Genomic DNA, 12,164 nt, shown 5'->3' on the forward strand with positions numbered 1-12,164 from the left:
GTTTTGATTAACTTTGTCATTTATTAGTTTAGATTTCATTGGTATTTAAAGTTCTTCAGAGAGCATTTGATAAGTAATTTTTTGTGCAATTCATCCATGACCTAAGAGGTCATGGTATTCTTGCAATATTTTTGATAAAAATAGCAAATCCACAAACAGATTAAAAATTTAGGACAATAACATGTTATGTCATGAAAAATCCTAAAATTGTTTTGTTTTATATCTATTAAACAAAGAGTTAGTATTTATATCATTAGAATTAAAGTAGTATTAAAGGAGTTGTTAAAATGGATACTGAACACGTTTCACTAAGAATCAACAGTACTTTCTATGACATGTTTGGAGAATACCTATTATTTATCAAAGAAGTGTTTCCGGAAGTTAAAAAAATATGCGGCAAACACAATATAACCGTGACCTATGACGATGTGGCATTTTCCGTTCCTGAAGAAGAATACACACCAAATATCATATTGGAAGATTTAAGATGCATTGATACAGACAGAACTATTTTTATTTGCTTAAGAGCTCAAAAAACAGGATGGAGACCAAGTCCACAGGACATTGACAGAATGACATTGAACGAATATCCCGAACTGGTTGACTTTATAGGAAACGTATCCATTACAGAACTCGGAATCATGCATGCCCTGAAGCCATTTGACAGATACATCGACGGCGAACTTACACAACTTCCTCCTGTAAAACATGCATTATTCTATTTCAGAAAACCGGGATATCTGGATGAAATCACCAACTCCCAAAAGGAACACTATACTAACAAAACCAATGGAATGGACAAATATGTTTTGGATATGGAAATCGCCAAAGCAAAAGACCTGATTTTTGATACAAAAGAGGAATTTGACGACATTGAAAATTTCAACCATAACATCTCCATCAGTGAATATAAAGCCAGATGGAATCCTGAATTAAATATAGAAGAGCAACTGACTGAATATAGCAGGGAATTTGAAAGGTTAAATGATAGAGAACCTCTAGATTACTTTGTCGGCATTCACAAGAAATATCTTCCTGAAGAAAAACAGGGAGGATTGTGTGACTTCAAATATGGAACCCATTCTCTTAAGGACATCATGGTGCAGGACATTATCAACGCTATGAAAATTGAGTTTCCGGAAAACTTCTAATATCTGCACAAAGTCACACTTGAAAAAATAATAAATAGATTGAAAATAAATTTAATATTATGTTTTCTAAAGCTACAATAAAAGAGAGAAGACAGTATTACCGTGAGGAATGGGATCCCAAAGACCTTCCAGATTTCATCGCCAAAGAATTGAACAAAAGGGAATTCGGTTTTGACCATAACGGCCGTGGCCCTAATGACAGATACAAGGTATTCAGCGGAACCGAAGCTTTAAGGAAATTTTTAAGATTCAAGGCCCCATTTGCGGCATACATCTCAGTAGCTTTCTACAACAATCCCAAAAGAAGGGAAGACTGGCTTAAAGCAGAATACATCTTTGACGTTGATGCCAAAGACATCCCCATAAGGTCATGCCAGTGCGACGGAGTCTGTGAAGTTTGCCTTGGTGAAGCCTTGGAAATCGTGAACACCCTGATTGACACACTGCAAGGCGATTTGGGCCTTAAAAACATCCACCTCATCTATTCCGGAAGAGGATACCACATAAGGATTCTGGATGAGGAAATGATGCTTGCAAACAGTGAACTGCGCTCTGAAGTTCTTAAGTATGCTGCAGGAGCTGAAGTTCCAAAATCCCAGTTCATAAATTCAGAAATATCAAACCAGAGCTTTAATTTTGAGCATTTCTCCATTCCAATAGGATATTCAAAGATTTTTACCGATAAAGTTAAGTTCAACATCCAGCATCTTGTAGGGAATGAAAAAATTGACGGAATTAATCCTAAGCTGATGAAGGACATCATGGCATCAAGACATCACCTGGAAAATGACAACTGGGGATATTTCAAAAGGGATATAGGGCCTAGACGTTACAAAAACCTTGTTGAAGCAATGGCACGAGTAAATCTTGCAACCATAGACGCCAAAGTGTCAATAGACTTAAAAAGAATCTTAAGACTTCCATCTTCACTTCACTCAAAGGTAAGCATGAAATGTATGGAAGTTAAAAACAGAGAAACCTTTGATCCGTTTGACAAGGCAGTTCCTAAATTCGTTTATGAAAGAAAAAACATTTAACCGCCTGTTTCAAGACATTTTGCTATTATTTTTTGAGAAATCTCTTCAGGCGAACCGTCGGCCGGAACCACATTCCAATTGTATGTGAACTTCTGTGACCTCAACCGGTTTTCCTTCAATGACTCAATATTTTCAAACATTTCCTCCTCCTCATCACGGGACCCAATTCTTCTCAGGGACTCCTCTGGAGTGATGTCCAAAAAGAACATGCAGTCGGATGTCGGAAGAACAAACGCCACAATCTTATAAACTATTGTATTGACCACATTCGGAAGATACATGACAGCCAGAATATACCTTGAAAAAATCAGAACGTCAACGTCACTGTTATAATAGTACATGTGAACGGACCTTATTGCGTCAAGACCGAAATTGAGTGTGGCCAGGAGATGGTTCAGTTTGCCTTTCTTTAAAAGGGCCTGTTTTGATTTTCTACCGAACTTATTATCATTGCATGGATGGGACCTCACCACCACACTTCTTCCCTGCTTTTCATACATTTCAGCAAGCAAGTTTACCTGTGTATCCTTTCCGGACCCGTCCAAACCGTCAATGACAATAAATTTCTTCATACAATCACTAGATTAAAAATATTATTCAATAGGATAAAATTCAGTGTATTTGGAATTTCTTTCAATTGGATGTCTACCCAAATCATTTACAATTTTTACCAATGTTTCAATAGATGCATTGACTCCGTCGGGAGCTCCTGAAGCTTCAGACAGTTCATCTTCCCCAAGAGTGCCTCCAAGGTCATTTGCACCTGCAGCAAGTGACACCTGGGCAAACCTGTATCCCATCTTTACCCATGACACCTGGATGTTTGGAATCAAATCCCTAAGCATCAGTCTTGAAACGGCATACAATTTCAAATCCTGTGTACCGGTAGCTCCAAGGTTCTTTTGACCCTCCAAAAATATTGGGGAGTACTCATGCATGAATGTCATTGGAATGAATTCCGTAAATCCATGAGTCTCTTCCTGAATTTTTCTAATAATGTCAATATGCTCTACCCTTTCCTCCAAGGTTTCAACATGTCCGTACATGATTGTTGCAGAAGCCGGAATTCCGATTTCGTGAGCGGTCTTTACAATATCAACCCAATCTGCTACACTGACCTTTTCAGGACAGATTATCTCCCTTGAACGGTCAGTCAATATTTCAGCCGCTGTTCCAGGTAATGTGTCAAGTCCTGCACTTTTAAGCCTTTCAAAACCTTCCGCAATGTCAATGCCTGAAAGCACACATGCATCCCTTACCATGGTAGGTGAAAATCCGTGAATCATTACATTCGGATACTCCCCTTTCAGTAATGTCAGCACATGCTCATAATATTCGATGTCAGCATCAGGCAGAACGCCACCCATTACGCAAAACTCTCTTGCACCATTTTCAACGGCTCCCCGAGCCTTGTTTAAAATACCTTCATCATCAAGAATGTAAGCGTCAGGGTCATCGGCATCCTTTCCGAATGCACAAAAACCGCATCTGACTGTACAAATGTTTGTAATGTTAATATTACAATTATTAATGAATGTAACGTCGTTTCCGACGATTTGCTGTCTTAAATAGTCTGCTGTTGCTAGTAAGGGGTACAGATCAGAACCCTTAATATTCATTAAGTGATTTGCTTCCTCAACAGTGATTGCCTCATCCAAAGATTTGGTTAAAATCTTTTCAGTTTCGGAAGAAATTGGTAGTTTATCAAACATGATTAATAATTAGTTATTAGTTAAATAAATAGGTTACTATTAATTAAAATTAACCCAATAAAATGTACATTAATTAAATTGAAAATATAATAGTTTTCTTCATAAAAAATTAAAAAATACTGAATAATACTAATTTGAATACATTTTTATAAGATAAATTTAATATAAAAAAAGTGAAGTGATAAAATGGACAGTAGCGAAGCAGTTTATAATGCACTGAAAGATATCGGAATTGACTTTATCGTAAGCGTTCCATGTGTAAACCTATCAAAATTACTTGTCATGCTTGATGAGGATGATGATATAACTCACATTCCCGTTACACGTGAAGAGGAAGGAATCGGAATATGTGCCGGAGCATACCTCGGCGGCAAAAAACCGGCCATACTGATGCAGAACTCCGGACTTGGAAACTCTATCAATGCCCTGAAGTCATTGATGGAGCTGTATGAAATGCCTATGCTCATGATAATGAGCCACAGGGGAACAGAAGGCGAAAACATATGTGGCCAGGTTCCAATGGGAGAGTCAACACCAAGGATATTGGAAGCAATGGATTTCAAGTTCTTCAAGCCGGGAAATCCCGAAGGAGCATATGAGGATATCAAAACTGCATGGGATTTATCCGTAGAAGAAGGAAGGCCTGTAAGCATACTTCTTGAAATCAAATACTGGTGATATCATGGCAAGAAGAGAAGCTATTGAAGAGATAATGAAACATATTGATGACGAATTGATTATATGCAATATCGGATTTCCATCAAGGGAACTGTATGACATCAAAGACAGAGATGAAAACTTCTATATGATCGGATCAATGGGTCTTGCTTCATCAATCGGCTTTGGACTTGCTCTTGCAAGACCAGACAAAGACATTGTCGTTATAGATGGAGACGGATCTCTTTTGATGAACATGGGATCACTTGTAACAATCTTTGCAAACAATCCTTGCAACCTCACCTGGATTGTAATTGACAACGGCGCATACGGTTCAACAGGAAATCAGGACACCTATGCACAGCTTTTGGATTTATGTGAAATCGCTAAAAGCGTAGGGTTTAAAAACAGCTTCAAATTCGAGGATATCGATTTGAAAGAAATCATTAAAAGCGAAGATGCAAGCTTTATCGTTTATGAAACTGAAGAAGGAAATTCATCAGCCCCTATAATCGATTTGGACCCTATTGAAATTAGAGACAGATTTATAAACGCTATAAAATAAGTTTATAGCTTCATTTTTTACTTTTTTTAAACATTAATTTAAGATATTATTAAGATATCCATTAAATGAACATACCTCATAGACAACTATTAGTTTTTTTAAGTTCAAAAAACACAATTATGGAGGAAAATGAAATTTTTTATTTATTAGGATACATTAAAGTTTCTCCAACAAGAACAAAAACACTAAAAGCAGTAAAGACCATGAAAATGCCAAGTGAAATTGCACGGGAAAATGATCTCCGTGAAACACAAGTTTCCAATGCATTATCTGGTTTGAAAAGCAAAAAATTAGCAGTATGCCTAAACGAACAAGCAACAAAAGGCAGATTATATAAAATCACACCTTTAGGTCTAGAAGTTCTAAAATATCTTGAATAATTAAATAAAAAAATTTTTTACTAGATATAATATATATCTAGTATTTTCATTTTTTTCGATATTAAATGATAAAAGCATTTTAGATTTAACTCCAAAAAGCTTATGATTCTATTTCGTTCAGTTCACAAATCCGTTTGTCAAATTCCGTCAATTTGCGGGCAAGACCTGTAAAGTACGGAATATAAACTTTTGAGAATGTGATTCTTTCAGGGTTTTCACCCAATTCCTCAAGCCTGTCTTTTACTCCATGAACCTTACGTTCAACCTCATCATACATCAAATCACCAGGGAATTCACCGATGAACACACCATCGGCACCGTTGTCAAGCGCATACTTGATGTGCTTTGGACGTACCCTGTTAACGGAAATTACCTTGATGATATGAATTGATTCAGGGTAGGACAATCTGTTAACTCCGATGTTGTCAGCTGCAGTATAACCGATATTATCCAAAAAGACCAGAATCATCCGCTCGCCGTCTTGTTTTTTGGAAAGGACACCCTTGATTGTTGCGGTAATCTTTTCGTCAATATTACCGTTGACCGTAATAGCCCTTTGCTTACAGCCTACAAGACATTTACCGCATCCGGTACAGCTCATAGGGTCTATGTAAATTTCATCGTTTTGAATGCTCATTGACTTGTATTTGCAGCGTTTTATGCACTCTCCACAAACGGTACATCTTTCAGTATCTATTTCTGCAATGAACGGTTCGATTTCAACACCACCGTAGTTATATTCACTTACTTTTGATGCTGCGGCGGTTGCCTGCATGATTGAATCAGTGATGTCTTTAGGATCCTGTGCCGTTCCGCAGACAAATATTCCCTGAACATCTGTTGCAACAGGTTTTATTTTCGGATGAGATTCCTTGATAAAACCGTCTTCTGTAGTTCCGATGTTCAATATCTCAGCTATTTCACGGGTACCGTCAGAAGGTTCCATTGCAGTTGAAAGAACAACCATATCTGCCTCGATTTCAACAAATTCCCCTTTGAGAGTATCTTCTGTTCTGACTATGAAGTTGTCTCCTTTCTTAACCACTTCGCCAGGTCGGCCCCTCAGGAAGCGGACCTCATTTTCCTGAGTATGCTTGTAGTACTTTTCAAACATTCCAGGAGTTCTCACATCAGTATAGCAAATTAAAACATCAGTTTCCGGATATTTATGCTTGATGATATTGGCATTCTTTAAAGCGACAGTGCAGCAGATTTTTGAACAGTACTTGTGTCCGTCAGGCTTTTCATCCCTTGAACCGACACACTGAATCATGACAACACGTTTTGGAACTTCCCCATTTGCCTTAAGTAGCTTTCCCTTTGTCGGACCATTGACTCCTGTGATACGGCCCAGCTCGGACTGTGTTATGACATCATCATATCTGGTGTAACCGTATTCTGGACGTTTCTCCATGTCAAACAGCTTATGGCCTGTTGCAACTATTATTGAACCTACCTGGAGAAGCTTTTTCTCAGTTTTACCCCTGAGCTTGATTGCTCTCATTGTACATGCCTTGACACAGTTACTGCATTTTGTACAGTTGTCCATATCAATTACGTATGATTCAGGATATGACTGACCGAAAGGCCTGTAAATAGCTTTTCTTGTGGATAGATTATCATTCCAGTCGTTTGGAACTTCAACTTCACATGCCTCAGCACATTTTCCACAGGCAATGCATTTTTCCGTGTCGACATACCTTGGGGACTGTTTCAAAATCAGGTTATATGTTCCTGCCCTTCTTTCAGATTCTATTACCCTGGTGTTTGTCATGACTTCAATATTATCGTTCCAGACAAGTTCGTTAAGGATTGGATTTAAAAGACACATTCCGCATTCTTCAGCTATCTTGACCGGAGAGAATACCTTACCTATCTTGGCCATATGGCCTCCAATTGATGGAGACTGTTCTATGAGAGTTACCTTGTTTCCCTGCTTTGCAAGAGACAGTGCGGCATTCATTCCTGCAATTCCCCCACCGATTACCGCAACTTCATCGGGAGTCTGGCAATATATCGGATCAACCGCATCAGACTGCTTTACCTTTTCGATTGAAGCGTTGATTAGTGTTATGGCCTTTTGGGTTGCCTTATCATTATCGGAGTGTACCCATGAACACTGTTCCCTTATATTGGCCATATCCATCAGATAAGGATTTAGAGGTTTTACATAATCCTGGAATGTCTTTTCATGGCTTATCGGGGAGCATGCTGCAACGACTACTCTGTCCAAATCCTGGTCGAATATTGCATTTTGAATAATTTTACGACCGTTCAGGGAGCATAAATTTTCAAACTGCCCGATAAATTCAACATCAAGAGCTTCCCTTACTTCATCCAAGTCAATTGTATCCGAAATATTTCCCCCACATTCACATAAAAACACGCCAACTTTTAAATCATCTCTCATTTTTCAACCTCCTTCAAATCCTTGATAACAGAATCAATTGGAGTAGTATGTGCCTTAACACCAATAACCTTATCAAAATCACCACCCATCGCCATCGCAATGAACTGTGCAATATTCAGGTGGATTGCTCTGAAATTCCTTCCTTCACGTTCACCAATCAGATGCTGATACCTGTCAAATTGAATGTGACAGTTAGGACATAAATGAACCAGAATGTCCACTTCCTCATCAGCTATTGCATTCATCTTATCAGCAGTTGCAGTAAATGACAGTTCAGGGTTTGAATATCTTTGTCTAAATCCTGTTCCGCATGTAGCCCTCTTATGGTCATACCAGCCTATTGTTTTGCATCCGCATTCCTCTATTAGCTCATCAATGATATTCGGATCCCTTACACCACCTATTGTGTCCTCATAGTGCACCTTGCAGTAATGGCATCCGTGATGAGACGCTATGGTATAGTCACTCAAATCATATTTGATATGCTTTTTGATTTCATCCTTTTTACCGTATAGAATATCAACGACATGAAAAATATTTTCTGTTGGTTTTAAATCATCCTTTTCATATTTAAGGTGACTTAAACCGTTTTCGTCAAATAGTCTGTTTATTTCATCCCTCAAATCATCCTTTTTGTTTAGAAGTTTCACTGACTTTTTGTTTATCGCATAACATGTTGCACACATCATCACAAGGTTCGGCCTTCCAATCTCACGTGCAATACGGAAATTCCTTGCCCCGATGGCAGTAGTATCCAACTGGCTGAAAACATCCGAATAATGGCCAAGGCCTGTGCAACAGGTTTGCTTTTCTGAAATTGCATAGTCAATTCCCAGCTTGTCAAAAACGAATTTGGTAGACGCTTCAACACCAGGATATTCAACGCTTACAAGACAACTTCGAAACAGAAGCAAATCCTTATCAGGAACGTTTTTCATATCTCTTCCTCCTGTGAAGCCCTTATCCGTTCGATTTTTTCTTTAAAACCTGTGATTGTTAATATTGTACTTACCTCATCAATAACATCCTTTGGAGGCATCAATGGAGGATTCAAATCCAGTTCACTTCGAATTTCATCAAGATTCTGTCTGAAATCCCACCATCCAGGAACATCCCTATCAATGTCTTCGAAAAATATTTCGGGAATGGCTCCTATGGCTGCGGTGAAGTATGAATCGGCAAAACCCATGTATTCGTATAACTTGTCATATCCGACTTCATGGGCTATCGCAAACTGCTTCAGGATTTGGTTTACTTCACATACGCTGTTTCCCACAGGACATACGCTGTGACAGGTATAGCAATAAAAGCAATTCCAGATGTTGTCATCATCAATGATTGTTTCATCACCTTCCAGCACCCTCTCGATTATATCTCGGGGATTATAATCTGAGTGGCGAGCTGCAGGACATGTTGATGTGCACATTCCGCACTGTACGCACTTTAAAACCCCGTCATCCTTTGAGTTTTTAACATCCCTGATGATTTGCTCGGCAAAATCTATCGGTGAGTCAGTTATCTTTTGTTGGCTAACCATATAAACCACCTACAGTTTAAACTCATTTGATTCTATCATTTTTTTAAGTTTTAAAGATAATTTGTTTGCTCTTAATCTGTCTGACTGCCTGCAGATGATTGGAATGTTAACCATTTCTCCGTTGATTTCTAAATCAACATCTCCGGTGTTCATGGAAAATGCATCATGGCGGCAGTAATGTGAACACAGTCCGCAGCCGAAACAAAGGGCTATGTTGAATTTCCTGTCCCTGAATGCATTTGTCGGGCAAACATTTTCAACTTTGCACTCATCACATTTTGAACATGAATCTCCATTGAATTGCGGGCGCAAATCATAATCCTTCCACATTTCATGATAATTTGTCTCACCGACCGGCAAATGACGGCCCTTGATTTCAGCAACAGGCAGATTGACATCCTCATCACCAATAAGCAGATTATTGTATACCTCTTCGGTGGTTACAGGTATAGGGATTGCAACAGTGTCATAAACCTCTCCACCTTCACCTGTCTTATATCCTCCGATATAATATGGATCCATCTGCTTTAAATCTGCTGTCAGCATGAGATTCGGTTTTTCAGGACTGGAACGTGTTCCATCACCTAAAATATAACCTTCAGCACCGTTCAGCAATATCCTGCACCCTTCCTTAATTACATTGTGAGGAACATCATTCTGAAGAGGATTCAATGCTCCGCAGCCTGAAAATGTTATTCCCGACAGGTTTCCTTCAAGAGGAATGCCTGAAAATATTGAACTGACAGGTTCCCTGAAAGAGTTTACAAATGCGGTGTAGTTCTTGAATGCCATACGTGTTCCTATTATTTGACCTCTTGCAATGTCATCAATTGTTATTGTGTTTTCAATTGTTTTTCCTTCAACGCTTTCTACATGGACATCTACCGGTTTTCCCTCAAGCAGTTCTTTGAGAAGGAATCCTCCACCATAGCTATGATTTTCTACTGCATGTGCTGTTCCGTGAAGAATCACGTCCAATGATCCGAGCCATTCGTTCGGACAAGGTCCCGCATATGCCGGAACTCCGTTTAAAAATACTTCACGGGCTCTGATAAATTCACCTGGTTCGCTGACTATGAAGTTAAGTATTGCCGCCGTACCGCTCATCACACCGCAGGTTCCTGCAGTTACAACATCAACTTCATCAAAGCTTGGCGCATCACCCTTTTTGATGAGCTTTTTAAACTCTTCTGCCGTATAAATATTAGCTTCTCCGTCCTCAATCTTCTGATTGATTTGGCCAATACTTCTAGTTTTCAATTTACTACTCTCCTTAATTTGTTTTACCTCTGCCAAGTTATAAATTATTCAAAAAGAAACATATTAAATTTTACCTAATGTGTCTCCCCTCAAACCCCTTCTTAGGGTTTCAAGAGAGGTTATGTCATCACTGGAAACGTTTCCAAGATTGACAGTATTTCCAAGTTTCAGTATGAAAAATACCTGCTGGTCCTTGTTTGGAGCTTCCCATAACAGTTTTTCACCATTGAAATTATCAAGGATATAGTCGATTTCATCTTCCTTGGCGTTTCCTGCCTGATCGAAAATTCCTATGTTTTTTCCGCCTTCCCTTGCCTCTACAATAATCAGAGAGGAACCTGCATTAAGTTCATCTTTCATGCATTCAATCCTTTCATCCAATGTGAGTTCCTTATCAAGAACAGGGTCTTTTTTACCTACTTCAGACAATACTTCAAATCCATCATTTTTTGCCATTTCAATGCATTCCAGCTTGTCTTCATGAGCTATGCTGGTGGAACCGTCGGATATTTCAACTGCCGGAAAGCCAAGAGCGCGGGCTTCGATGAAAAAGTCTTCAAGTTTGTCCTGCATATATGCAAGCTCAAAAAGTGTTCCTCCGGTATATGGAGTTATATCATGGGCCTTGTACATCTCGACCTTTGATTTTATGATGTCCTGCTCATGAACTATTGATGTTCCCCAGCCGAATTTCAGATAGTCCACGTATTCACCGGATATGTCCATTAGGCTTTCTGCGGTTTGAAGTCCTAAACCTTTGTCCAAAACCATTGTTATTCCACAATTTCTAGGTTTTTCCTCTCTTTTTTTAGATAAAAATTCAAAAGATTTCAAAATATCACGCGCGTTAATTTAATATTAAAATATATTAATTAATACTAGTTAATAAAACTTTTTAAAATTTTGGATTTAAAAAAACAGCCATTATTCATTTTTCTAAAAAGAAATAATATGTAAAAAAGTAAAAAAATTAGTTAGAGTTGAGTTCATTTTCAGATCTTCTAACCAAGTCAGCCAGGGAATTGCGAACGTTTTCAGGAATAGAATTGTTATCCTTATCAGCAATTAGCTGAGCAATAATCTTACACAGGACAAAAATCGCATGCTTGTGCTCTGCCTTAGTCTTATGAATATGATGTGGGCTAATTTTGAGTGTGATATATTCGCTACAGTCATTGGTAATTTGGTCATCTTCTGCTAAATATTTTAAAACATATACTAAAAATTGATGTAATTGTATCATTTCATCTTTATACATGATATCTAACCCATTTAACTAACTTGATTTTTTAGTTAAGATAAAATACGATTTTATTCTATAATACATATTATATGTTAATCATATTTAAATATTGCATTTAAAAATAGTTTATAAAATTTAACATATCAAACAAACATCACAACAAAATAAAATAAACTTTAAAAATTTATGCTCATAAAATTATAAGTTTATAC

General features: G+C 38.0%; 13 protein-coding genes. 5 read left to right on the top strand and 8 right to left on the bottom strand.

The window, feature by feature from the left end:
• The first annotated feature begins 287 nt into the window (after positions 1-287).
• Both ACKI2P_RS08480 and priS read left to right on the top strand, forming a co-directional pair.
• Positions 288-1,151 carry a hypothetical protein gene (locus tag ACKI2P_RS08480; RefSeq protein ID WP_407376811.1) on the top strand — a complete coding sequence of 288 codons (864 nt, stop codon included), beginning with the start codon at positions 288-290 and terminating at the stop codon, positions 1,149-1,151.
• Positions 1,152-1,210: 59 nt separating this feature from the next.
• Entirely contained in the window at positions 1,211-2,188 is a 978-nt protein-coding gene (priS, locus tag ACKI2P_RS08485; protein WP_407376813.1) for a DNA primase catalytic subunit PriS, read from the top strand.
• Here the strand turns inward: priS and ACKI2P_RS08490 are convergent.
• Together ACKI2P_RS08490 and cofH are read right to left on the bottom strand one after the other, a co-directional pair.
• Positions 2,185-2,760 (bottom strand): thymidylate kinase, encoded by a 576-nt coding sequence (locus tag ACKI2P_RS08490; protein WP_407376815.1) that lies wholly within the window; start codon positions 2,758-2,760, stop codon positions 2,185-2,187. The genes priS and ACKI2P_RS08490 overlap by 4 nt on opposite strands.
• A gap of 21 nt (positions 2,761-2,781) precedes the next feature.
• Entirely contained in the window at positions 2,782-3,900 is a 1,119-nt protein-coding gene (gene cofH / locus ACKI2P_RS08495; RefSeq protein ID WP_407376816.1) for a 5-amino-6-(D-ribitylamino)uracil--L-tyrosine 4-hydroxyphenyl transferase CofH, read from the bottom strand.
• 186 nt (positions 3,901-4,086) lie between these two features.
• On the opposite strand from cofH, the gene comD reads away from it, so the two are divergent.
• The 3 genes from comD to ACKI2P_RS08510 all read left to right on the top strand — a co-directional run bounded on the left by comD (position 4,087) and on the right by ACKI2P_RS08510 (position 5,502).
• Positions 4,087-4,578, top strand: coding sequence for a sulfopyruvate decarboxylase subunit alpha (gene comD, locus ACKI2P_RS08500; RefSeq protein WP_407376818.1), 492 nt, complete (start codon positions 4,087-4,089; stop codon positions 4,576-4,578).
• A gap of 4 nt (positions 4,579-4,582) precedes the next feature.
• Positions 4,583-5,122, top strand: coding sequence for a sulfopyruvate decarboxylase subunit beta (comE, locus tag ACKI2P_RS08505; protein ID WP_407376820.1), 540 nt, complete (start codon positions 4,583-4,585; stop codon positions 5,120-5,122).
• A 119-nt stretch (positions 5,123-5,241) separates the two neighbouring features.
• Positions 5,242-5,502, top strand: coding sequence for a MarR family transcriptional regulator (locus tag ACKI2P_RS08510; protein ID WP_407376822.1), 261 nt, complete (start codon positions 5,242-5,244; stop codon positions 5,500-5,502).
• Between the two features lie 100 nt (positions 5,503-5,602).
• Here ACKI2P_RS08510 and hdrA read toward each other — a convergent pair whose 3' ends face one another.
• From hdrA to ACKI2P_RS08540, 6 genes are all read right to left on the bottom strand, one after another.
• A complete protein-coding gene (gene hdrA / locus ACKI2P_RS08515; RefSeq protein WP_407376824.1) occupies positions 5,603-7,912 on the bottom strand; it encodes a ferredoxin:CoB-CoM heterodisulfide reductase subunit HdrA in 2,310 nt (769 codons plus the stop codon).
• Complete coding sequence (gene hdrB, locus ACKI2P_RS08520) at positions 7,909-8,850, bottom strand: ferredoxin:CoB-CoM heterodisulfide reductase subunit HdrB (protein WP_407376826.1); 942 nt, start codon at positions 8,848-8,850, stop codon at positions 7,909-7,911. Before hdrB ends, hdrA begins: the two co-directional genes overlap by 4 nt.
• Complete coding sequence (gene hdrC / locus ACKI2P_RS08525; RefSeq protein ID WP_407376828.1) at positions 8,847-9,449, bottom strand: ferredoxin:CoB-CoM heterodisulfide reductase subunit HdrC; 603 nt, start codon at positions 9,447-9,449, stop codon at positions 8,847-8,849. The genes hdrB and hdrC overlap by 4 nt, the downstream gene beginning before the upstream one ends.
• Before the next feature lie 9 nt (positions 9,450-9,458).
• Positions 9,459-10,709, bottom strand: a complete 1,251-nt coding sequence (locus ACKI2P_RS08530; RefSeq protein WP_407376829.1) for a methanogenesis marker 16 metalloprotein — start codon at positions 10,707-10,709, stop codon at positions 9,459-9,461.
• Between the two features lie 63 nt (positions 10,710-10,772).
• Complete coding sequence (gene comA / locus ACKI2P_RS08535) at positions 10,773-11,543, bottom strand: phosphosulfolactate synthase (RefSeq protein WP_407376831.1); 771 nt, start codon at positions 11,541-11,543, stop codon at positions 10,773-10,775.
• A 136-nt stretch (positions 11,544-11,679) separates the two neighbouring features.
• The gene (locus ACKI2P_RS08540; protein ID WP_407376833.1) at positions 11,680-11,967 is read right to left on the bottom strand and encodes a UPF0058 family protein; all 288 of its coding nucleotides are present in this window, start codon (positions 11,965-11,967) and stop codon (positions 11,680-11,682) included.
• Positions 11,968-12,164 lie beyond the last annotated feature (197 nt).

Origin of the sequence: Methanobrevibacter sp. (assembly GCF_045541095.1) — an archaeon.
GTDB lineage: Archaea > Methanobacteriota > Methanobacteria > Methanobacteriales > Methanobacteriaceae > Methanocatella.

Coding starts and splice junctions, on each gene's coding strand:
- ACKI2P_RS08480 (WP_407376811.1), top strand. CDS start 288: ATGGATACTGAACACGTTTCACTAAGAATCAACAGTACTTTCTATGAC.
- priS (WP_407376813.1), top strand. CDS start 1,211: ATGTTTTCTAAAGCTACAATAAAAGAGAGAAGACAGTATTACCGTGAG.
- ACKI2P_RS08490 (WP_407376815.1), bottom strand. CDS start 2,760: ATGAAGAAATTTATTGTCATTGACGGTTTGGACGGGTCCGGAAAGGAT.
- cofH (WP_407376816.1), bottom strand. CDS start 3,900: ATGTTTGATAAACTACCAATTTCTTCCGAAACTGAAAAGATTTTAACC.
- comD (WP_407376818.1), top strand. CDS start 4,087: ATGGACAGTAGCGAAGCAGTTTATAATGCACTGAAAGATATCGGAATT.
- comE (WP_407376820.1), top strand. CDS start 4,583: ATGGCAAGAAGAGAAGCTATTGAAGAGATAATGAAACATATTGATGAC.
- ACKI2P_RS08510 (WP_407376822.1), top strand. CDS start 5,242: ATGGAGGAAAATGAAATTTTTTATTTATTAGGATACATTAAAGTTTCT.
- hdrA (WP_407376824.1), bottom strand. CDS start 7,912: ATGAGAGATGATTTAAAAGTTGGCGTGTTTTTATGTGAATGTGGGGGA.
- hdrB (WP_407376826.1), bottom strand. CDS start 8,850: ATGAAAAACGTTCCTGATAAGGATTTGCTTCTGTTTCGAAGTTGTCTT.
- hdrC (WP_407376828.1), bottom strand. CDS start 9,449: ATGGTTAGCCAACAAAAGATAACTGACTCACCGATAGATTTTGCCGAG.
- ACKI2P_RS08540 (WP_407376833.1), bottom strand. CDS start 11,967: ATGTATAAAGATGAAATGATACAATTACATCAATTTTTAGTATATGTT.